This window comes from Zavarzinella formosa DSM 19928 (genome assembly GCF_000255705.1).
Taxonomy (GTDB): Bacteria; Planctomycetota; Planctomycetia; order Gemmatales; family Gemmataceae; genus Zavarzinella; species Zavarzinella formosa.
Genome location: NZ_JH636440.1, coordinates 304,383 through 323,903, shown reverse-complemented (window position 1 = coordinate 323,903; position 19,521 = coordinate 304,383). Strand labels below are relative to the sequence as shown.

The 19,521-nt window shown below is 58.3% G+C and carries 24 protein-coding genes; 16 read left to right on the top strand and 8 right to left on the bottom strand.

Going from position 1 to position 19,521, the window contains the following annotated elements; all coding sequences use genetic code 11:
• The 3 genes from BGIM_RS64795 to BGIM_RS0112140 all read left to right on the top strand — a co-directional run.
• Positions 1 to 242, top strand: a 242-nt coding sequence (locus tag BGIM_RS64795) for a hypothetical protein (RefSeq protein ID WP_040888795.1), incomplete at its 5' end; no start/stop codon positions are given.
• Between the two features lie 50 nt (positions 243 to 292).
• Positions 293 to 1,135 (top strand): carbon-nitrogen hydrolase family protein, encoded by an 843-nt coding sequence (locus BGIM_RS0112145; RefSeq protein WP_202947253.1) that lies wholly within the window; start codon positions 293 to 295, stop codon positions 1,133 to 1,135.
• Positions 1,136 to 1,256: 121 nt separating this feature from the next.
• Positions 1,257 to 1,679, top strand: a complete 423-nt coding sequence (locus BGIM_RS0112140; RefSeq protein ID WP_157368919.1) for a hypothetical protein — start codon at positions 1,257 to 1,259, stop codon at positions 1,677 to 1,679.
• 197 nt (positions 1,680 to 1,876) lie between these two features.
• Here the strand turns inward: BGIM_RS0112140 and BGIM_RS50035 are convergent, their stop codons facing one another.
• The gene (locus tag BGIM_RS50035) at positions 1,877 to 2,155 is read right to left on the bottom strand and encodes a carbon storage regulator (protein ID WP_020470045.1); all 279 of its coding nucleotides are present in this window, start codon (positions 2,153 to 2,155) and stop codon (positions 1,877 to 1,879) included.
• A 185-nt stretch (positions 2,156 to 2,340) separates the two neighbouring features.
• Between BGIM_RS50035 and BGIM_RS0112125 the strand changes: the two genes are divergently transcribed.
• Entirely contained in the window at positions 2,341 to 2,961 is a 621-nt protein-coding gene (locus BGIM_RS0112125; RefSeq protein ID WP_020470044.1) for a hypothetical protein, read from the top strand.
• Positions 2,962 to 3,048: 87 nt separating this feature from the next.
• Here BGIM_RS0112125 and BGIM_RS0112120 read toward each other — a convergent pair whose 3' ends face one another.
• The 3 genes from BGIM_RS0112120 to BGIM_RS0112110 form a co-directional block, all read right to left on the bottom strand.
• Positions 3,049 to 4,122, bottom strand: coding sequence for a sulfate/molybdate ABC transporter ATP-binding protein (locus tag BGIM_RS0112120; protein WP_020470043.1), 1,074 nt, complete (start codon positions 4,120 to 4,122; stop codon positions 3,049 to 3,051).
• 199 nt (positions 4,123 to 4,321) lie between these two features.
• Positions 4,322 to 4,606, bottom strand: a complete 285-nt coding sequence (locus BGIM_RS0112115; protein WP_020470042.1) for a transposase DNA-binding-containing protein — start codon at positions 4,604 to 4,606, stop codon at positions 4,322 to 4,324.
• Positions 4,607 to 4,856: 250 nt separating this feature from the next.
• Entirely contained in the window at positions 4,857 to 5,210 is a 354-nt protein-coding gene (locus tag BGIM_RS0112110) for a hypothetical protein (protein ID WP_020470041.1), read from the bottom strand.
• 55 nt (positions 5,211 to 5,265) lie between these two features.
• Here BGIM_RS0112110 and BGIM_RS0112105 point away from each other — a divergent pair, with 55 nt between their 5' ends.
• The 3 genes from BGIM_RS0112105 (at position 5,266) to BGIM_RS0112090 (ending at position 7,757) form a co-directional block, all read left to right on the top strand.
• Complete coding sequence (locus BGIM_RS0112105; RefSeq protein ID WP_193788971.1) at positions 5,266 to 5,640, top strand: DUF3592 domain-containing protein; 375 nt, start codon at positions 5,266 to 5,268, stop codon at positions 5,638 to 5,640.
• Between the two features lie 203 nt (positions 5,641 to 5,843).
• On the top strand, positions 5,844 to 6,641 hold the full coding sequence (locus BGIM_RS57360; protein ID WP_020470039.1) for a hypothetical protein: 798 nt from the start codon (positions 5,844 to 5,846) through the stop codon (positions 6,639 to 6,641).
• A 681-nt stretch (positions 6,642 to 7,322) separates the two neighbouring features.
• Complete coding sequence (locus BGIM_RS0112090) at positions 7,323 to 7,757, top strand: hypothetical protein (RefSeq protein ID WP_020470037.1); 435 nt, start codon at positions 7,323 to 7,325, stop codon at positions 7,755 to 7,757.
• Between the two features lie 43 nt (positions 7,758 to 7,800).
• Here BGIM_RS0112090 and BGIM_RS0112085 read toward each other — a convergent pair whose 3' ends face one another.
• Entirely contained in the window at positions 7,801 to 9,540 is a 1,740-nt protein-coding gene (locus BGIM_RS0112085) for a leucine-rich repeat domain-containing protein (RefSeq protein WP_020470036.1), read from the bottom strand.
• A gap of 271 nt (positions 9,541 to 9,811) precedes the next feature.
• On the opposite strand from BGIM_RS0112085, the gene BGIM_RS0112080 reads away from it, so the two are divergent.
• From BGIM_RS0112080 to BGIM_RS0112040, 7 genes are all read left to right on the top strand, one after another.
• On the top strand, positions 9,812 to 10,321 hold the full coding sequence (locus BGIM_RS0112080) for a DUF6368 family protein (protein WP_020470035.1): 510 nt from the start codon (positions 9,812 to 9,814) through the stop codon (positions 10,319 to 10,321).
• Between the two features lie 90 nt (positions 10,322 to 10,411).
• Entirely contained in the window at positions 10,412 to 10,972 is a 561-nt protein-coding gene (locus BGIM_RS0112075) for a hypothetical protein (protein ID WP_020470034.1), read from the top strand.
• 15 nt (positions 10,973 to 10,987) lie between these two features.
• Positions 10,988 to 11,407, top strand: a complete 420-nt coding sequence (locus BGIM_RS0112070) for a hypothetical protein (protein WP_020470033.1) — start codon at positions 10,988 to 10,990, stop codon at positions 11,405 to 11,407.
• A 147-nt stretch (positions 11,408 to 11,554) separates the two neighbouring features.
• The gene (locus BGIM_RS57355) at positions 11,555 to 12,838 is read left to right on the top strand and encodes a 3-keto-disaccharide hydrolase (RefSeq protein WP_020470032.1); all 1,284 of its coding nucleotides are present in this window, start codon (positions 11,555 to 11,557) and stop codon (positions 12,836 to 12,838) included.
• Positions 12,839 to 13,565: 727 nt separating this feature from the next.
• Positions 13,566 to 14,192, top strand: coding sequence for a hypothetical protein (locus tag BGIM_RS0112055; protein WP_020470029.1), 627 nt, complete (start codon positions 13,566 to 13,568; stop codon positions 14,190 to 14,192).
• Positions 14,193 to 14,396: 204 nt separating this feature from the next.
• Positions 14,397 to 15,008: a hypothetical protein gene (locus BGIM_RS0112050; RefSeq protein WP_020470028.1), complete on the top strand. Its 612-nt coding sequence runs from the start codon at positions 14,397 to 14,399 to the stop codon at positions 15,006 to 15,008.
• A gap of 465 nt (positions 15,009 to 15,473) precedes the next feature.
• Positions 15,474 to 15,902 (top strand): hypothetical protein, encoded by a 429-nt coding sequence (locus tag BGIM_RS0112040; protein WP_020470026.1) that lies wholly within the window; start codon positions 15,474 to 15,476, stop codon positions 15,900 to 15,902.
• Between the two features lie 209 nt (positions 15,903 to 16,111).
• Here the strand turns inward: BGIM_RS0112040 and rpiB are convergent, their stop codons facing one another.
• Both rpiB and BGIM_RS57350 read right to left on the bottom strand, forming a co-directional pair.
• On the bottom strand, positions 16,112 to 16,567 hold the full coding sequence (rpiB, locus tag BGIM_RS0112035; RefSeq protein ID WP_020470024.1) for a ribose 5-phosphate isomerase B: 456 nt from the start codon (positions 16,565 to 16,567) through the stop codon (positions 16,112 to 16,114).
• Complete coding sequence (locus tag BGIM_RS57350) at positions 16,564 to 17,550, bottom strand: low molecular weight protein arginine phosphatase (protein WP_020470023.1); 987 nt, start codon at positions 17,548 to 17,550, stop codon at positions 16,564 to 16,566. The genes rpiB and BGIM_RS57350 overlap by 4 nt, the downstream gene beginning before the upstream one ends.
• 241 nt (positions 17,551 to 17,791) lie before the next feature.
• On the opposite strand from BGIM_RS57350, the gene BGIM_RS0112020 reads away from it, so the two are divergent.
• A complete protein-coding gene (locus BGIM_RS0112020) occupies positions 17,792 to 18,445 on the top strand; it encodes a hypothetical protein (protein WP_157368915.1) in 654 nt (217 codons plus the stop codon).
• A 10-nt stretch (positions 18,446 to 18,455) separates the two neighbouring features.
• Here the strand turns inward: BGIM_RS0112020 and BGIM_RS0112015 are convergent, their stop codons facing one another.
• Positions 18,456 to 18,905 (bottom strand): metallopeptidase family protein, encoded by a 450-nt coding sequence (locus tag BGIM_RS0112015; RefSeq protein ID WP_157368913.1) that lies wholly within the window; start codon positions 18,903 to 18,905, stop codon positions 18,456 to 18,458.
• A gap of 336 nt (positions 18,906 to 19,241) precedes the next feature.
• Here BGIM_RS0112015 and BGIM_RS62790 point away from each other — a divergent pair.
• Positions 19,242 to 19,521 (top strand): RNA polymerase sigma factor (locus BGIM_RS62790; RefSeq protein WP_315849820.1); only part of this gene is annotated, 280 nt, incomplete at its 3' end.

The window sequence follows — 19,521 nt, the reverse complement described above, 5'->3', positions numbered from 1 at the left end:
TCGCCGACGCGCTGACGGTTCCCGGCCCGGCGATTCGCAACGCCGCCGCCGATCTCGCGGCCACCGTCGGCAGCCCGGTCGCAGCAGCCATCCTCGAAGCCGTGCGAACCCGGCTGGAGAGCGAGACCGACCCGGATGTGCGCGAGTTCATCCGCGAGGCGATTTTGAAGATGGAACAACTCGTGGAAAAAGAAGCCGACAAGCCTGAAAACGAGCCAGCGCCGACGAGCGAAGTTCCATGAGCGGCTTATACTCCACTTGACCAAGAATGGTCATTGAAACGAGGACTCTCTTGAACATCGCGGGTCACAAAGTCGGCATGGCGCAAGTTCTGGTTGAAGGGGGCCAACCACAGGCGAACTTGGATCGGGCGGCGGAGGCCATTCAACAAGCCGCCGGGCAGGGGTGTCGGTTGGTTGTGCTGCCGGAGTGCCTCGACTTGGGCTGGACCGATCCCTCGGCCCGTGATCTGGCCCAGCCAATCCCCGGCCCGCACGTTGAGCGTCTGGCCCGAGCCGCCAGAGAGCATCAGATTTACGTCGCCGCCGGTTTGGTCGAACGGTCCGGCGACCGGATCTATAACGCGGCCGTGCTGATCGGCCCCGGCGGCGAACTGCTTCTGCATCACCGCAAGATCAACGAACTGGATATCGCACTCGATCTTTACACGGTCGGCAACCGGCTCGGCGTCGTCGAGACCGAACTCGGCACGCTGGGCCTGAACATCTGCGCGGACAATTTCGGCGACTCGCTGGCCATCGGCCATGTTCTTGCTCGCATGGGGGCGCAGGTCATCCTTTCGCCATCCGCGTGGGCCGTCGATGCCGATTACGACAATGAGCGTGAACCCTACGGGCAACTCTGGCGCGATTCGTACACCGAACTGGCCCGCCTCTACGACCTGACCGTGATCGGCGTCAGCAACGTAGGCCCCATCACCGGCGGTCCCTGGCAGGGCAGAAAGTGCATCGGTTGTTCGCTGGCGATGGGACCGGGTGGCGAAATCCTTGCTCAAGGGCCATACGGCGAAGATGCCTCCGGGCTGACATGCGTCGAGGTCCGACCCCGCCCTTCGATTGGCGGAGGAACAGGAGTGGCGACGGCCTTGCGGGCGAGGGGCTACCGGGGGGCGTAGGGCAAGGCGATACTCCACTGACATGGAATTGTGAACCCATCAGCCACAAAACTATGCTGTCGAAGTTTGCCCAAAATCTCGTGGTAGGATGCTCGGGATTTTTAACCCGAAGAGGCAAAACATGGAAAACACCAGAAAATGCGTTGATTGTGGATTTCTCACCCAACGTACTCATTACAACGGCGATCAGCCCAAATTCGTCGAGGTAGAGCTAAACGTCAGGAAAACATGGAATATCCCGACAATGCCTGTAAGCGGGTCGAATCTGCCCGTACCCATATTTCAATGGAGTCCAAGATGTTTCTGCAACTCATGGGATCTCGGCGCTGATGTTGGAGAGTGCCTTCCCGAAAATGCGCTGGCAGTCATTAATGCGAATCGCACTTGCGACCAGTTCATCAAATGGCGAGCCGGATTCACGCCCAAAGAACACGCCGAGAAGCGGATAGCTGACGGGAATCGCCTAAAAGAGTATGTGGTGCGTGCCGGGCTTACTTTTTTGGGTTGGATTCTGGGAGTTTTCAGCGGATTGGCGTTTCGATAATGCAACTCGAAGCACACTCCGAAAGTTTGCTGTTTCAAAACAAAATCTAATTAATGGCTTCCATTTTTGCTTTGGTTTTCTGGTCTGAAAGAACGATTAACCTGACCAGTTCGTCATTGCGGGAAAAATAAACAAGTCCGGTCCCACCGCCAGCGGGCGGCGGGCCGGACTTGTTTTCGTTTAACCAACTAAAACAATCAAACACATTCTTTTGCTGTCAAAATATCAACATTTTGCAAGACGGCCGTTTTTTCTTCCGTGTCCGGCTGCTCGGGGAACAGGTTAACGTAATCTTCGGGGGATTCGTCCAAGTCAATGTGGTTGCCGTGCAGCGTGTTCACGCGGCTATCGTCATCAAGGACTTCCGGACTGTCGATGCCCACGCGGACAAAACCGCCGGGTGTGGAGACGATGAGAAGACGGATATTGTGGTTGAAGACGATTTCTTCACCAGGTTTGCGGGTGAGAACAAGCATGTCGGGCTCCGATGTGGCAGGGAGATCGGTTTTATCCGACGTTTCTCAACGCAAAGGTCGCACCAAATGGCATGTACCATCGAAATTGCCGGTAAAATCAACGTTTTCGTTAAAACGGGCGAGATGAATCTTTTTAGTCGACTTTCCACCATCCCATTCTCAACCCCTGCCTGAAACGAATTCGCATGTTGATCCGGGTGTGGGAATTCATCTGCGCGATGTTGTGCTATTTGGTTGTCAATGGTCTCACGGCTCAGGCGAAGTTTCCCCCCGGAATGATTTTGACAGGCGGGCGACGGTCGGTTAGCCTGCGCCGAGAATTGGCGAGGATCGTCCCCAAAAGCATGTTCACACTTCAACAATTTGAAACGCTGTTGCCGCTGGCCTGTGCGTGGGCGTCGGAGCAAGAACTCGCCATCTTGCGGACCGGCGTCCCCCTCACCGAGGCAGAGATGGCCGATGCCCGCCGGGTTGGCGTCGCCCGCCCGGAGCGGGTGCGATTGCTGGGTGTGCCGGAGATTCCGATGCCGGAACATCCGACCCTGGCGTTCGCGGCCAAGGCAAGCAGTCTTATCACGCCGTTCACGGTTGGCCTCACGCTTCAATACGGCATTTTCATTCATGCCTCTTGTTGGAGCCAGCGGCGACTGGTCGCGCATGAACTGGCGCACACGATGCAATATGAACGGCTCGGCGGTTTCGAGCCATTCTTGCGGCAGTATTTGGGTGAATGCCTCTCTATCGGCTACCCGGAAGCCCCGATGGAGCAGGAGGCCATCCGGATTGAGGGAGAGGTTTGCGGCTGATTTGAACTTTCCCGATCACGTCAAACCGGTTGCCCGTTGAGCACGGGCATCTCGCGGCTTCCATCACTTCATCCGGCGGAATAAACCTCAAATCACATAATCCTCGGCAAACATGCGCACCCGTTTTGGGGAGACGAACACCATTTCTCCCGCCCGGAGTCCCAAGCGGCTGTAATGTTCCGGGATCAGGTCCACGTTCACCATCAAGCCGAATTCTTCGGCGATCAGCCGGACTTTCACCACGGACCCGGCCGGGTTGATGTGGGTGATCTTGGCCTCCATCGCGCTCTCGGCCGTGCGGGTGCGATGCAACTCCAGTTCATGCGGGCGGATGAACACCCGGCTTCCCGAACCGGGGCCGTTGTCGCTGCCTTTGGCCGCTCCGTGCGGCAGGGGCATCTGCACATTGCCCAGCATCGCCCGGCCGTCCCGCATCGTCACGGGAAAGATGTTCACGTTGCCCAGAAAGTCCATCACGAAGGCATTGGCCGGATGCTCGAACACCTCTTCCGGGGTGCCGGTCTGTTCGATGCGGCCTTGGTTCATCAACACGATCTTGTCCGCGACCTCGAAGGCTTCCTCTTGATCGTGTGTCACGAACACGCTGGTCACATGGAAATCATCGTGAAACCGGCGGAGCCAGTGCCGCAGTTCCGTCCGCACCTTGGCGTCGAGGGCGCCGAACGGTTCGTCGAGCAACAAGAGCCGGGGTTCCGGGGCCAGCGCCCGGATCAAGGCGATGCGTTGCTTCTGGCCGCCGGAGAGCGTCGCCGGGTATCGCCGGGCTTGTTCCTCCAGACGGACGAGTTTCAACAACTCGTTCACCCGGTCGCGGACCCTGTCCTCGGGCCACTTCCGCACCCGCAGGCCGAAGGCCACGTTTTCGAAGACGGTCATGTGCCGGAAGAGAGCATAATGCTGGAACACGAAGCCGACGTTTCGATCACGGACAGCGTGGTTGGTCACGTCGTCGTCCGAATGCAGCACCGATCCGGAATCGGGGATTTCCAACCCGGCGATGATGCGCAGCAGCGTCGTCTTCCCGGAACCGGACGGCCCCAACAGCGCGACCAGCGAACCGGCCGGAGCCTCCAGCGAGACGTTGTCGAGGACGACTTTTTTGCCGAAACTCTTCGTGATGTTTTTGGCCGTGATGCTCATGCGGCTCCATGCGGGGCGAGAGAAAGCCTTTCACGAATGTTTATATCGGACAAAGATCATCAGGATAGTGGTGTTTTATTCGAGATTGAGGAAGAATTCGCTTTAAGGCATTGGTCAAGAATCGATTATTCGCTTTTGGTTGTTGGAGACAGTCTCCGTTGAAGAGACCCCCTCCAACTCCCCTTTGGCAAGCTACTCATTACGGACATCTTTTGGGAGTTGTTGGGCGATTCGGAAGCCGGCAACCCCCCAGACAGGCCACCGTCTCCGGTCGGCGGGTGACGAGGATCGAGTCCGGGTCGACCCGGGGATTGACCAAAAACTGATACGCCGCGTCCATGTCGTTGCATCCCTCCGATGCCAGAGGAATCGAACGGTCCGGTTGGGCCGTGAACTGGTCCGGCATGATCCCCAACCGCCGCCGCAACCGGGCGTCCGGCAACACCCTGGCCCCATCCAGCCGGGCATACGTTTGCACGGCCACTCTTTCGCCTTCCTTCGGTTCCGTTCACCACTCCCACAACCTACACCCCATGCCTTCTCTGCCAACATGTCCGTAATGCATAACTTGCCAAGGGGGAGTTGGAGGGGGGCTCTTCCGCAATGACCAAAACCCTCAATGAAAGCAACAACCAACACCGGCCAAATGCCTGGGCGCCGTCTGACAAATCGCTGGAGCGCACGCGTGGAAGATAAAACGCCAAGCTCATACAGCAACGTGCGCGGCGCTCAGCTCAACCGTTCGGCGGCATGGACACGGGTTCGGGAAGTGCGAGCTTTATGGTCGGGCAGTGGTTAAAGTCGTCCGTGCCGATGGCGAACGTGGGTTGAGAAGGGTGGAAAGACAAAATACTTCGCCCGGTGACGGTCGCCGGGCGAGAGAACGGGGTTTCAGGCCGAACCAGCCGTTGCAGTTGACCGGCGACCTCCATCGTGGTGAAATGGCCTGGGGGTTTCCGGCGTCGGCAACTGGACTTGGTCGTTCGGCGAAGAGAGGGCCAACGGGTGGAAGCCGCCATGATCGAGCCGGCGTTGGCAACCGGATCGCCCAGGCGAACGCCCCGCCCGGCGTATCCCCGCTCCAACATTTTTTGCCTCCCAAGATCGGGAGTTTCGATGCTAAGCGCTTGTGCCGGTTTCGTCTTGATCGGGGCAGGCGGATCCTTCCTGCTCCTCGGGCTCTTTATGGCCCGAGAAACGATCGTTTTGCTGCGCCGGGGCATCCGGGCAAAGGCGACCGTCGTCGATTTGGCGCCTGGTTTCCGGGGGGCGATCTATCCGGTTGTCCAGTTCGTCGATCAGTCGGGCGCCGTGCGCTGCGCGAAGCTATCCGTTTCCGGGGGCGCCGAGCGGCGCGGGACAGTAATGACGGTTGCCTACGACGCGGAAAATACGTCGAACCTAATCGGTTTGACGTTCGTCCAGTCATGGCTTTTTCCGTCGGCCTGTTTTTTCTTTGGCGGCGCGGGCATGGTGAGCGGCTTTGCCGGGTTGTTCGGTCACTTACCGATCAAGTAGGGCATTCACCCCGGCCCCGTCGCGGGCGCCAAGCACGCCGACTCCCGCGCGGCGCCTGACTACGGCCGCCGCAGTTCGTGACCGTGGCGCACTCCGCTGCGGCAGGCGAACTTTATGTTCGGCCGCTTTGATCGAATCCAGCTTCGGCGCGACGGGCGGTCATAAACATGACCACGCGGGCGAACGTCTGAGAGGAGGCATTCTTGGCGAACCATTCCGTTCATTTTAAGAAGGCCGGAAGCACGTTCGCAGTGCCCCTGGCCGACGGACGATTCGGCGCTTGCCGTGTCCTGCGGGCCGATTCGGATCGGGAGATGTCTTTGTTCGCGGCCACGGAGTACGTCGATTCGCGGCCACCGGACATCACGAACCCGTTGCTGAGAACGATATTAACCGCGAACGGCACATACTATTTGATCTCCCTTGGCCGATGTGTGAAGTGGCAGCATTGGATTGAACCGCCGCCGAGAACTTTCAAGTATGTCGGCGTGGTTGAGCCGAGCGCGGCCGAGGCCCGAATCAACCTTGAGAGCTTCAGCAAGTTCTGGGATCACTGGCCCGACGGTATTTTGGCCGAGTGGCGCTGGCGTTATGACCGGCCGGCATTGGTGGCGGAATTTGACAGAAACAACGGACCTGGTGCCTGGCAGCGGTTTTTCGAGACGAGAACGAAGCAAAAACAAATGACTCTGGAAAAACTGAAGAAGGCAACGTTCTTCAGCAACTGGAACGGCGCGGTTCCCGCCGCGGCCATTCGTGAATCCCGGAAGCTCATCCGTGAAGCCGTCGAAGCCCTGATTGCCCTCGGCCCGAAACCGACGAAGAAGCTGTCGCAGGCGATCGTGCGACGATGCGTCGAAGGTTTCAACGGGCTGGACGAGAAGCATGAATTCATCACGACCATCGAGCGCGAAGATATCATCGAGCAGATCGATGAAGCACTGCGAGTGGCCGGCTTGAAGGACTATGATGATTGGGCGGACCGCTGGCGTGATTGGTAATAACACGGCCGAATAATGGCGTCGTGCCTGACCGGGCCCTCAGTCGTCGTTAGTGGCTGAAGTCGCTTCGGTCCCGGTTGCTGAGTTTTGGCGTTCGGCACGGAGGTCTTACCCGAGTGGATTTGCGGTCACACAACTTGGTCATCGGCTTCGAGGAGGCGATCCTGTCCGATGACCTTGAGCACTTCGCTGCGGCTGTCAGTAACGCGCTGACGGCAGCAGGTGCTGGCTCCGTCGGTGCCAGAGCCAGCATGACGGATGAGCCGAATGAATGGGGCATGCTAGCTATGATCCAAATCCTCGTCTCGGACTTGGAGGCCGGCGTTCGAGTTCTGCGGCACGCACTTCGCGAGGCACAGGTACCAGACACGACTTGGATCTACCAGTTCGAGCCAGAGTTGACTACCTACGAGATTTGGGGGTTCGATGAGAATGACCCACCCAAATGGGGTTGGTAGGCCGCAAAGGTAGTTAGACACGAGTACGCGGGCAATGACCGTCGACGCAGAAAACTGCTACGGTGGTCGGAGTGCCGGGTGCGAGTGACAGCGATATCGCCGAAAAATGCGATCCGGCAGACTCTGCCGTATGACGACTTCATATGGGCGTAATTGTTTCAACGGTGGGTCTGCTGAGTTGTGTCGTTCGGCGACAGAGGGTGATTGAGCGATGAAACCTCGCATGGTTAAGACACGGTTCCTCAAGCGGCTGGAAGCGGCCGGGCACTCGGTTGACACCCTGACCCCGGCCGTCGGCGTCGAGGCGCTGCTCGCGTATTATGCGGAAGAACGGGTCGACGGGTGCCCGCCCGACGAGGACGGGGACATGCTTCTGTTTCAGTGGGGCACCGATGATTGGGGCGATGGCCCGGCGTTCGAGGTCAGCATCGTGCGGCAACTGATTGTGGACGACGATGAAGACGAGGAACCGCGACAGCTCAATCTCCGATTCCGGTTCGGCCCGGCGTCGGGAAAATCGGCGGGCGAAGGGAATCGGTGGTGTGAATCGCCGGACCAACTCGCCAAATTTCGCCGGTTTGTGACCAAGTCGGCGGCGTTCAAGGCCGTCAGCGACTTGTCCCCTGAGTCCGTTGAGATCCGGTTTGGGCGAACCTGATCGTGCCGAACGGCGGACAACCCACCAGAGCCGCGTCCGGAAGTCATCGATAAACCTTCAGCTTCGGGAAGGTTTTCAATAGTTCCGCGACACCGGCATCCGTCACGCGGGAGTTGCGGACATTGATGAACTCCAGCTTCGGATAGGCGGCGAGCAGCTTCAATCCCGCGTCTGTCACCGGCGTGCCAACCAGAACGATCCCGTTGACATTGGCCGCCAAACGCGGTTCGCCGTATTTGCAGCGGGTGAAGCTTAGCAACGTCAGCCGGTCGTGTTCGTGAAGGAGACTTAGTGTCTCGTCATCGACTTGCTTCGGGCCAAGATCAATCCGCTTGAGCGTTTTGCTTTCAAGGAGGGTTTTCAGGCCCTTGTTGGTGACGCGGGAGTCGCGCAGGTTGAGGTTTGTCAGCGCCTGCATCGCCTTGAGTTCGTTGGCGCCGGCGTCGCTCACCGATGTTTCACTCAGGTTCAGGTCCGTCAGCGTGGCCACGTTGCGGAGCGTCTTTAGCCCGTCGTCGGTGATCGGCTGTTTCGACAGGTTCATGGCCGTGAAGGCTTTCAACGGCTGGTCTCTTCCTCGTGCTTCTGTCGCCAGAAGGTGAAGGACATCGTGCCGGGCCAGCGTTCTCAGGGCCTCGTCACTCACCGTGCCCTGATCGAACGTCGCGATCTCCAGCGCCGGCACGCCTGACAGGTTGACGAATTCCTCCGCCTTGATCCCGAGGCCGGCCAGCCAAAGGATTCGCAAGCCCGGAAGATCTTTGAGTTCTTTCAAACCCGCGGCGGTGATCTTTTGGTAATCCAAGCCAAGCGAATAGATGTCTTTCTCGGAGCGGGGCGGCTGTCGGTCGATGGTCCTTGCGTTGTAAAGGATGTGCAACAGGCCGGCCTCCCGCAACACTCGCAAATAGTTGTCCGTGATGCTTCCGCAAAGGAACAGATCCACCAAGGGAAGCCCGGCGAGGTGCCGGAAGCCTTCCCCTTTGATGGTGGGGGTGTTCAGATACAGCGTGCGCAGCGACTTGAAGCCGCCGATCACTTTCAAACCCTCGTCCGTGATCGGGGCATCGTCGATCATCAGGACCTCCAGATCCTTCAGGCCGGCAATCTCCCGAAGGCCCGCGTCGGTGACGCGGGCGCCGCGCATCGCCAGTTCACGCAGCGTTGTCATTTTGCCGAGGATGGCCATGCTGACATCCGAAACGTTGCGTCCGGAAAGTTGCAACACCTGAAGGGCGGGCAGGGCGGTCAGTTCCACAAGCCCGGTGTCCGTCACGCCGTCGGCGAGCGTCAGCGAGCGAATCTTGTCGTCCCGCTCCGGCTGCTGATTGTCTTTGAATGATTGGTACAGCGTGTGCAGCAACCCGGCTTTTCGGAGATCGCGCAGGGCTTTGTTGTTGATCTGCCCGACGCTGAGATGGAGGATCTTCAAATTCTTGTTGCCGGTCAGGTGCCCGAGGCCGTCCCCCTTGATGTTCATCGAGGAATAGAGCTGGATTTCCTCAAGGTTTTTCAGTTCCGCAAGCTCGGCAAGGCCCGCGTCGGTGATGTCGGAATTGGTCAGTTCCAACCGGCGCAGCGCCGGAAATTGCCTGATGTCCTTCAGGTCGCCGTCGCGGGCGCGAAAGCCTTTCACCGCCACGACCGTCTGGCCTTCGCGAACCACTTGCAGGCCGCGACTCTCAAGCCGCTCAATGATGATCTTCTCGTCTTCCGCGAATGCCGAAGCCGATCCGCCCAAGGTGACGATCATTGACAAAAAAATGCCAAATCGCTGACTCATGAAATGTCTCCCGGAAGAGATTGTTGGATCGCTGACGGATCACAACAGGAGTGAGTCAGTTCATGCTACCTCGAATGAAGCGAACAAAAAAGCGAAAAAGCGACCGGTTTGCCGGGCGGAGATGAGAAGCTATTGTGGTAAAGACTTTGACAGGCGGTTTCAGGTCAATTAGCCTGCTGCCATCTGCTGGCGAGGCTAAGATGGTTACGGCCGCCGGAAAGAGACAGAACCAATTCTGTCCGCTTCATATTCGGCCACAGGGAGTTTGGCGATGGCCGTCGGACTATGGATACCGACCGGGGCCTTGGCCCGGAGCCACGATGTGGTTGCCGATCTTCGGCGGACTGTCGCCGATGCATACCTAACGACCAGTTGCGATCCGGAGTCATTCTTTGTCGCTGACACCCGGACGATTGGCGGGTGGCTAAACGACCGTGCCGCGCATTTGTATTGTGCTTGGGATCTCGCCCTGTGGGACGACGTCGACGGGCCGGAGGTCGAACGGGTGTTCGGGATCCAGCCGGAGCGGGGGGCGTTTGCGATCGGATCCCATGTTGATGGGGCCGACGCCGAGCGGACCTTGGCGGTGGTGGCCGCCCGCTTGGCGGAGCAAACCGGCGGGGTGGTCAATCTCTTCCACGCGCTCCTTGAGGCGGCCGAATTGCCCGGTCGAGCGGCTTTGGTTCGGACCGGGAACGGTGATATGCGGGAAGATACGGTATTGGACGCGGTGGCGATGCGGGCATGGTCCAATCATCCACGGTGCTGGATGAGGCCGTAGGCGGCGAGGCTGAACCCAACGCTTCCGCAGACTGGGCCGCATTACGATAAAGTGAACCTCAGGGGCACCTGACGCGGGAGGTTTCGGCGAATGGGAACACTCGAACTTCAAGTCGATGGTAATGTTGTGTTTGCCCACTACATGCCACCCGAGGCCGGACCAAACAATGGCGGTTATCTCAGCCGAATCTTCCCCGGCGGCAGCTTCAAGGGCATCAGCCATAACCAGTTAATTGCTCTTGGAACGGGTTCGCACTATTTGCTTGCAGACGAGCGGGCCGGGGGCCTCAAGGGCGAGGAGCCGAGTGGACAGACTGTCGAGGATCTTGTGGTGAGCGGGCTGCGGTGGGTTTTGTTCAATTACAACGTGGGCGTTTGCACGGAGAGTGAGGTGCTCTTCGCATTGTTGCTCGCAATGAAGCCCGGTTGCATCACGCGAGTCATTGAAATCTTGCCAGAGGAGTGGCGGTCACGGCTCGCGGCATTCGCGGCTGACATCCCTGCTTACCGGGAGAGGGGCGGGGGGCGGTCTTTCGCCGGTGGCCAAGTGACACAAATTCCGGACGAGAACTTGGTCGCTGTGCTTCAGTGGTTTGAATCCGGGCAGCCGTCTGCCGGTGGCCACACAACTGCTGAGATTATTGTTTTGTGAAAAAGGCCGTCGCTTATGGATGCCGCAACCCCCTCGACCCTGAATGCTCAACTTTGGCATGGCGATCTCCTCGTCGCGGAGGTGTCGAACGTCATCGTCCATCAAGGGACATGGTTCGGAAACTACCGACAGGTAGTCAACCAAGAGCAAGGCAAGCAAGCGATACGGTTGTGTGACTACATCACATTTGACGAGAGGTGGCATAAACAGCTCAAACAAGGCCAAGACCCCGATCCGAGCCAGTTCGATCACTTCAAGGACGTGTTGTGCTCCGGCCTGTGGCGGGTACGGTTCCCCGATGGCGACATGCTGTTGATGATCGAGGGGCCAGGATTCACGGAGGGCGAGGCGTGCTGGAGGCACCCCGGCAATCAACCCACGCGGGAAGAATCTGCGTGGAATGAGTGGTGCCGCCGAACCAATCGCCATGTCTGACCGAACGGCATTTCAACTTTTTATGATGTATGGCCGGACTCCTTGATCCGTTTGTATCGGCGAGTATTGATGCGTTCATCCACCCATTGACGCCGATCCCTCTCGCCCAACAATAGCGTCACACCCTGTCTCTTCCGGGAGGTTCGCATGTCCCGTCTTCTTGCCGGGTTGTTGGCTGTCATCGTTGGTTGTCCTGTCGTCGCCCAAGAACCCAAAGAGAACAAGGAGAAGCCGCCGGGGGTTGTGGTGAGCGATCCGGCCAAACTGGCGGGTGACCTCGACTTTGCCATTCAGGGAGAATACCTCGGCAAGCGCGACGGCGACCCGTTGGGCGCCCAAGTGATTGCTCTGGGTGAGGGCAAGTTTGAGGTGAAGCTGTTCGCCGGGGGCTTGCCGGGTGCCGGGTGGGACGGCAAGCCCCCGGTTGCGGGGAAGGGCGTTCTTGATCGCAATCGTGTGGTGGTGAAGTCGGCCGGGAAGCCAGAGGAAACGCTTGGGGTTTTGGAGGCTGGCGCCGGCCCGAAGAATCGTGTCTTCACCATCGCCGGCAAGGAGGCGGCCGTCTTGGGCAAAGTCGAACGCAAGTCTCCCGCACTTGGCGAAAAGCCGCCCAAGGGGGCGGTCGTGCTGTTTTCCGGCCCGGCGGATGCGGACAAGTGGGACAAGGCCGTGATCGCCGATCTTTCCGACGGCAAGTTTCTCGCCGCCTCCGGCGTTCGCAGCAAACAAAAGTTCCAGAGCTTCCGGCTTCACTTGGAATACCGCACCCCTTGGATGCCCGGCCAGCCGCGTGCCAGCAGCGGCGTCTTCCTCCAAGACCGTTACAAACTCCAAGTTCTCGACAACTTCGGGCTCAAGAGTGAGGACAAAGAACAGGGCGCCATCTGTGAGGAATGCGAAATCACCTTCAATGGCGATGCGCTCATCAAGAAGGATGTGTCGGCCGCGAAGGCCATTGAAAACCTCGACCTCCTTGTCGGCGGAACTTACGAACAAGGCTTCATTCGCTTTAACCAAACCCAAAAAATAGCTGTTCAGGCATCATCACCAAAATTTCGACAACTCCCGGCGGATCTGGAGAACCTGTTCATCAAGAACGGCCGCGGGGAAATGGTTGCTTATTCTTCGTTCATGAAAATCGAGATGAAGCAATATGCGCCCAAAGTCAACATGTGTTATCCGCCCTTGGCTTGGCAGACTTATGACATCGATTTCACCGCCGCCGAACTTGATTCCGAGGGTTTGAAGACAAAATCCGCGAAGGCCACGATCAAACAAAACGGCGTCGTCATCTACGACGGACACGAGTTGAAATGGAATTCCCCCGGCGGCGGCAACTTCAACAAGTATCTGACCGAATCCGGCTCGCTATATCTCCAATACCTCGGCGACCCCGTGGTGTTCAACAACATCTGGGCGGTCGTGAAGTGAGGCAGTGACCGGGCAAGGCAGACCCGGCGGCCGCCCATCATCGGTCACTTGAACCCGATCTGAAACCGGCCAACACGCTACAGCCCTTGGTCTTCCCGGATTTTCAAACCGGTCAAAATCCGACCAAAAAGCACCCGAAAAACGTCAAAAAACCTCCTCCGGCGACCATTTTTGAACAGTCTCACACCCCAAAAGTGGTCAAAAACAGTGGGCCAACTGAACACTATTTTTCAAAATCCCCGGAAAAACAGAGGGGTCGCCTGATGATTTTGGGCAAATGCGCAGCGATTTTGACCAATTGAAAATGGCCCATTTTGAGGGAAGCACCTCGCCGACCGCAAGTTGAATGATCTGTGTTGGCGAACCAAAACATTCTTGAGCAGTCTTTCTCCGGTTTTCTCACAAATCCTTGCTTTCACGCGGCTGGCTCGGGTAATCTGTTGATGTAAGAGCATGAGGCCCGAATTCTTGGCCAGCCGCAGGGCCTCCAAAACGAAAGCTCGCCAGACCAATGAAGGCCGAACCTCAATCGCCGCAAAGTGTCATTCGTTTGATCGATTGCGCCAATTCGCCGCTTTGGCTAACGCGGCGAGAGTTAGCCAAGTTTTTGAAAGACTGACAGTTCTGTCGATTCTGAATCGTTTTCGGAGTCGAAAAACGGCTTGAAAACCAGCCGTGATTGATTGTGCAGAGCTGCAAGCTACTAACAAGTTCGGCGAGATATCCAGTGCGACACGAATTGTACGCCAATCCTCACGATGGCCTGAAGTGGACCGTTGCGTGCCGTACAGCGCAGACCACATCAGCCGTTGGCATTCTTCAGGTAGCCATGCTGCTTGAGGATGCGGGGCACCCTCCGGAGGACGACGTTGATCCGCGTGCTGACCCTACGATCAGTCGTTTTTTCAGAGGCGAGCACTTGGCCTTCGCCCGTGGAGAACACCGCTTGATCACCCGGATCCTCACACTCGGTCCGCTTGTTGGTCGGCAGATCGAGGTAATCGACGCGCCTTATCGGAACCGGAGTTCCGCTCGCGACGACTATTTCAACCAGACCGTGAGGCAACTACTGAGTCGAGAGCATGAAAGACGAGACGTGGTTCTCCTCGATCCGGACTCCGGGATAGCTGGCGCCAATGCCGGGCCCAACCACGTTCGGCCTGAGCATATCCGTCAGGTGTGGGACGCGATGAAGGCCGGTGACACGCTCTTGGTGTACCAAGCGTATCAGCACAGCCTAAACGCCAAGGCAGACCAACTCCGTGCAGCCCTCGGCTGGGGCACAAATGTCACTGTGACTGACTTCGGTGGGCCAAACATCCGGATCGCGTTTCTCTGGGCAGTGAAGCCGTAAGCAAGAAAATCAGCGGAACAGTCGCGGTATGTTAACCAAGGCAAGCCGAGCTGGGCCCCGTACCTGATCGGGGCGGCATCAGCGATTTCAGCGTTGTGGCTCACTCAGCGGCCCCACTGCTGATGATCCACGTTCGGCCAAAGCGAGCATTGGCGACATGTGACTGTCGCGTCGCTACAAAAACACTGAGGTATAACAACTGACATGAAAACAACGCTGTCGTTTCCACCCTGTGGAACGGACATTCCCTATTTCGACCCAACCGAGTTCGACCCAGCCGAACGGCACGAGTACGTTGATCTACGCACGAACCCGGCTGGTATAGATGAACTGCCGGAATTAGCGAAGGAGCCACGATTCAAAGACTACCTGCTCCAGATCAACGGTGCTGATACCATCTTCCAGAGTTTCGGCTGCAATTTCTCATTTTTTCCAGGCGAAGAAGAGGTAATTGGGCCACCTATCCCGCCCAGTAAAGAACCACAGAAACAACGACAGGCAGAGGTTGCGAATTCATATGTCCATGTCGGGTTTGCAGATCTAAATCGTTGCACAAACTTGGACGATTACTATCGCTTGGCCGGCAGACTGTGTAAACATCTGCACGGGCAACCGGACTTCGCCGAGTCTGAAGACGAGAACGAATACTTTAATCTAGAAATTGGACTCGAAACGCTACGCATGAACGGCGAGGACAAGGGATTTATCCTCGCACTGACCTGTGACACTCTGGGATGGGATGAGCAAGAGGCAAAAGACCGTTGGGCAGCTTTGATGGAAACGATCTCGCACTACTTGGCGAATGAGAAACTGTAACAGTGGCCAAACCAAGCACTACACCTGATACGGCAGCATGACGAGTTTTTAGGAGTTAATAGCTACATGCTGCCGGTCTGGTGAGCTATGTCGACTATGAGGCCGTCAATGAATCAAGCCCGTTTTGGTTGATTTAGCCCGGGGAGATATGTGCGGAAGGGCCTTCAGTGGCCAACAGGCCTTCTTTCATTCATATCTCACCCGCCCTCGCGTTTCCTTCCGAAGCGGAGTCATCGCCACTTTGCCGTCTTCATCCATCAACCGTTGTTGATCGGTTGCTGATGCTGCCTCACCGAATGCCGACAAAAACAGACGACGCGATTAAACCGCCACATGGTAACGGCCATAATCAGATCGGACATCGCAAGTTCATTGGTCTTTCGGGAGTGGGACGGCTCTTGTCCCACTTCGCCAAAAATGACAACTTGCATAGCTACTTTCGGCGAAGGAGAGCGGAGGCATGGGATGCTTGACCTGAATCACCCGATGTCGAAGCACATTTTCCGCGCGTCCGGCCTGTTGGATGGATTGCTGATGGCCGGTCAGCGAATGAGCGTGTCGCCGTCACCTGATCGCGCTGAGTTGCTCGGCAAGTGCCTGTCCCGTCTCGACGAATTGCGGGAACTGGCTCTGGCCCAGTTCCCGTCGCGGGCGGTTTTCATTGTCGCCGCAGTTGATGAGTTGGAGGCTGGCTTGCGTGCATTGGCAGGGTTGGGTGGCGGACAAATCATCGAGGATCGCCGCAACGGGTCGGGAGATTGTTCGGTTTGCGGGACGACCATTACGCATTATCCCAAGTACGGTTTGGTGTTGTGCGGCAAGTGCGACGAGCTGTTCATACCCGCTCACGGCAAACTGTGTGGGTTCGATGGTTTCGGCACTGACGCCATCTGAGCAAAAGCCGGCCGGGGTTGGCGCCGCGCCTGACCCGGTGGCATGATTCGTTTCTGGTGAATCCAAGATCACCGGATTGGAAAAGAGCCATCATCTTGAATGTGGTCGATGCCACAAGTCATCCGACAAGCGACTGGCTTCAAAAAGAAAACCCCCTCGGATTTCCGGTTGGAAATCCGAGGGGGTTTGTCACCGGTCATTCCGATGGCTCATTCGCCGGGGTGGTCCTCTTCGTATTTGGTGATTTTTTCCACGCGGCGGAGGTGGCGGCCGGCGTCGAATTCGGTGGCCAGCCAGATGTTGACCATGCGGTCGATTTGTTCCTGGCCGAGGAAGTCGGCCGACATGCACAGGACGTTGGCGTCGTTGTGGCGGCGGCTCATTTCGGCTTCGATGTCATTTCGGCAGGTGACGGCCCGGACGCCGTGGACTTTGTTCGCGACGATGCACATGCCGAAACCGGTGCCGCAGACCAGGATGCCGCGGTCGGCCGCGTGGCCGGCGACCTCTTGGGAGACCGGAATCGCGTAGTCGGGGTAATCGACGCCCGCTTCTCCGCAGGTGGTGCCAAGGTCGTGAATCTCATGGCCGGCCTTCGTCAGCACGTCTATCAGGCGCTGTTTGACGGTGTATCCCCGGTGATCGCTCCCCAACGCGATTTTCATGTCAGTCCCATTTCGGTGATCAATCGATTCACATGCCGTCGGATCGTTTCCGCGCAGGCCCGATACACTTCGGGGCTTCCGCCGATCGGATCATCCAAGTCCCCCTCCGCCCCGCAAAGCAGTCTCAAGGAACCCCGGACGACCGGATACCGGCTCAACACGGTGAGCAGGTGGTTCCGTGTCATCCCGATCAAGTCGTCCGCCGAGGCCACAAGTTCGGCTCCGGCGGGGGTGCTTCGGTGAGCGGAATGGTCAACATTCCATTCTAGCAGAACCTCCACGGCTTCGGGGGTGGGTCTGTCATTCGGAGCCGCCGACGTTCCCGCCGACCGGACCCGATACCCGCGGGCAGGTAATTCGCCAACGGAACACCCAAGCCGGAGGGAGAGTTCCTGCTTGAAAAGGGCCTCGGCCATCGGGCTTCGGCAAGTGTTCCCGGTGCAGATGAACAATATCTGTCGGGCTAGTTTTTCCCGAATCGATTCCCCGGAAACCATTCCCGGTTGAAGCACGGACCAGTTCCGGTCCGCCAGCCGCACGACGGTGAGGGCGCCCGCCGCCGGTTGATCGTCCGCAATCACCAAGGCGATCTCGTCGCCCCAGGCGGGTTCCCCGGTCACGGGGTAAAACTCCAGCGGCCCCGCCAGTGTCAGGATGGCATTGGTCAGCGGGTGGGCCGGAACCCAGAGGGCTGAGCCGTCATCCCGTCGCCACGCCACGCCGGACGGCCAGATCCGGCCGCACCAAGCGGCCTCGTCCGGGGTCACATCCCCAAAATCGATGACGCGGGAGGGATCGGCGAACACCGACAGTCGCGGAGATTCAGCCAATGTTTGCAACGATGGCGCGCCCGCCCTGACCGCGATCATCGGCCCGGCTTCCGTGGGCAGCACGACCATGCGGCCGGCCATCAGATATTCGGCCGCCAGACGGGCGATCTCTTCGGGATTGTTGGCCTGACGCCAGTGATGAACGACGGGCATCCGGCGAAGGCTCCCAAAATGTGAAGACGGACTTTCTTTGAGGTTTGGATATCACAAATCCTCCTTTCTGACAAGAGTCTGAATGATGTCAAATGCGCAATGAAGCCCCGATTGGCGCCAATTTGAATGATGTCGAAAACGCAATGAGGCAAACGATTGGCATTTCCCCAAACGCCGAGGTTGGTTATGCGGTCAACGGTCGGGATGACGTTGTGAAGGAACCCGCCCGCGGATGACCACGATGCGACTTCTAGCTCTCCTCGCCGTGATGGGCGCCGTCGGGACGGCCGCCGCTCAAATTCCGCCGGCGCAGCCCCTTGTTCCGCTCATCCCGCCGACGAACATTCCGGCCGACCCGCTGCCGACGGAGGCCGAGGTGATTCTGGCCCAAGTGCCCCGGAACTTGGATGTGGGGCAACAACATACCTTCGGGGCGCAAGTCCAGTTCGGTTATCCGAGCGGTTTGCGATTGCAATACACCGCGATCCGGTATGAACAGACCTCCATTTTGCTGGAAGCCTTTGCCGGCGCCCGGACGGCCTTGTGGGGGGACGAGGGCGTATACGGCCTCGGTGCCCGGTCATTGTTCACGATTGTCTCAGACGGCGAAAAGAACGCCCTGATGTTCGGCCCCGGCATTAGCTTCAGCTATTGGCAGGCGGAATCGCATCATTGGGACTATTGGGGCTACCGCAGCCGCGAGACGGACCAAACCTATTTGCTCTTTGACGCCAACATCGGCTGGCTACATGAATTGTCCCCGTCCGTGGGATGGGAAATCGGCCTGAACTTCGGCGCGTTGGTTGGCCTCTCGGGCCGGGAATCGTGCGGCTGCAAGGTGAGCGGCAAAGTGACCAGCGGCACCATCGGCATCTACACCGGCTTCCGGTTTTGAGTTCGGCCGGTCAATCGAGGCCGGTTCGCGGCGGGAAGGTGTTTCCATCCGCGAACGGGTCCGGGGTGGCGTCGAAGCGTTCCAAGTCACGGTCGGACCAGCCGAAATGATGGGCCAGTTCGTGGATCACCGTCTTGCGGACTTCCGTGCGGAGTTGAACCGGGTCCTTGAATTCTTCTTCGTGCGGCTTTTTGAAAATCCAAAGCCGGTGTTGTAGCTCGCTCTCCAGCAACCCGTCGGTCATCATCCCGCCCAACTCCACCGGCTCGAACAACCCGAGCAATGATTCCCCCGCTTTGATTTCCTCTTCGGTCAACCCGGCGGCGAGCAACAAATCATGATCCGGTTCGTCGGCCACGTCGACGACGAGATTGTCCAGATACGGACGCAAATCCTCCGGCAACGTCTCCATCGTTTGCCGGACGATCTTTTTGAATTCCCGCATGGACAGCTCGGCCATGATGTCTGTTCCTTCGCTGGCTTGTCTTTGCGGAATCACCCACAACCAAAAAAATTGCGTTTGGTTTGTCTTCGGGGCGTTGAACAAATTCCGATTGGACACTGGTCGGTTCCCCTCGCGTGGCCGAAGGGGAATCGATGATCTTATCCGCACGATTGCGGGGGTCGAGAAGTGTGTGGGAAATGCGAGACCAACGGCCCAAAACGGTCTGGATGCTAATTGGCATGGCCGGACGGCGGCTTGGGCAAATCCGTGGCGGTTGTCAAACTGGTGGATCAAAACGGCCCGCTACGAGGATAATGAGGTAGAGGCGACGAGGACAACGAGGTTGAATCGATGCCGACGAGTTCGTTGAGCGTGGTCATCCAGCGTCTTCTGACCGATCTCAGACCGGACGGGGACGGACTGACCGACGGGGAACTCCTCGCCCGCTTCCTGAGAAGCCGGGACGAGGATGCTCTTGCCATTTTGGTACGGCGGCACGCCCCGATGGTATGGGGCGTCTGCCGCCGCACGTTGCACAATCCCCATGATGCCGAGGATGCGTTTCAGGCCACGTTCCTCGTCCTTGTCCGCAAGGCGGCAGCCGTGCCGGGGCCGGCCGTCGCCAACTGGC

Bases quoted from the DNA above. Each gene is read 5' to 3' on its own strand.
- BGIM_RS0112140 (WP_157368919.1), top strand. From the start codon at position 1,257: ATGGAAAACACCAGAAAATGCGTTGATTGTGGATTTCTCACCCAACGT.
- BGIM_RS50035 (WP_020470045.1), bottom strand. From the start codon at position 2,155: ATGCTTGTTCTCACCCGCAAACCTGGTGAAGAAATCGTCTTCAACCAC.
- BGIM_RS0112125 (WP_020470044.1), top strand. From the start codon at position 2,341: ATGTTGATCCGGGTGTGGGAATTCATCTGCGCGATGTTGTGCTATTTG.
- BGIM_RS0112120 (WP_020470043.1), bottom strand. From the start codon at position 4,122: ATGAGCATCACGGCCAAAAACATCACGAAGAGTTTCGGCAAAAAAGTC.
- BGIM_RS0112110 (WP_020470041.1), bottom strand. From the start codon at position 5,210: ATGTTGGAGCGGGGATACGCCGGGCGGGGCGTTCGCCTGGGCGATCCG.
- BGIM_RS0112090 (WP_020470037.1), top strand. From the start codon at position 7,323: ATGGTTAAGACACGGTTCCTCAAGCGGCTGGAAGCGGCCGGGCACTCG.
- BGIM_RS0112085 (WP_020470036.1), bottom strand. From the start codon at position 9,540: ATGAGTCAGCGATTTGGCATTTTTTTGTCAATGATCGTCACCTTGGGC.
- BGIM_RS0112080 (WP_020470035.1), top strand. From the start codon at position 9,812: ATGGCCGTCGGACTATGGATACCGACCGGGGCCTTGGCCCGGAGCCAC.
- BGIM_RS0112075 (WP_020470034.1), top strand. From the start codon at position 10,412: ATGGGAACACTCGAACTTCAAGTCGATGGTAATGTTGTGTTTGCCCAC.
- BGIM_RS0112070 (WP_020470033.1), top strand. From the start codon at position 10,988: ATGGATGCCGCAACCCCCTCGACCCTGAATGCTCAACTTTGGCATGGC.
- BGIM_RS57355 (WP_020470032.1), top strand. From the start codon at position 11,555: ATGTCCCGTCTTCTTGCCGGGTTGTTGGCTGTCATCGTTGGTTGTCCT.
- BGIM_RS0112050 (WP_020470028.1), top strand. From the start codon at position 14,397: ATGAAAACAACGCTGTCGTTTCCACCCTGTGGAACGGACATTCCCTAT.
- BGIM_RS0112040 (WP_020470026.1), top strand. From the start codon at position 15,474: ATGCTTGACCTGAATCACCCGATGTCGAAGCACATTTTCCGCGCGTCC.
- rpiB (WP_020470024.1), bottom strand. From the start codon at position 16,567: ATGAAAATCGCGTTGGGGAGCGATCACCGGGGATACACCGTCAAACAG.
- BGIM_RS57350 (WP_020470023.1), bottom strand. From the start codon at position 17,550: ATGCCCGTCGTTCATCACTGGCGTCAGGCCAACAATCCCGAAGAGATC.
- BGIM_RS0112020 (WP_157368915.1), top strand. From the start codon at position 17,792: ATGCGACTTCTAGCTCTCCTCGCCGTGATGGGCGCCGTCGGGACGGCC.
- BGIM_RS0112015 (WP_157368913.1), bottom strand. From the start codon at position 18,905: ATGGCCGAGCTGTCCATGCGGGAATTCAAAAAGATCGTCCGGCAAACG.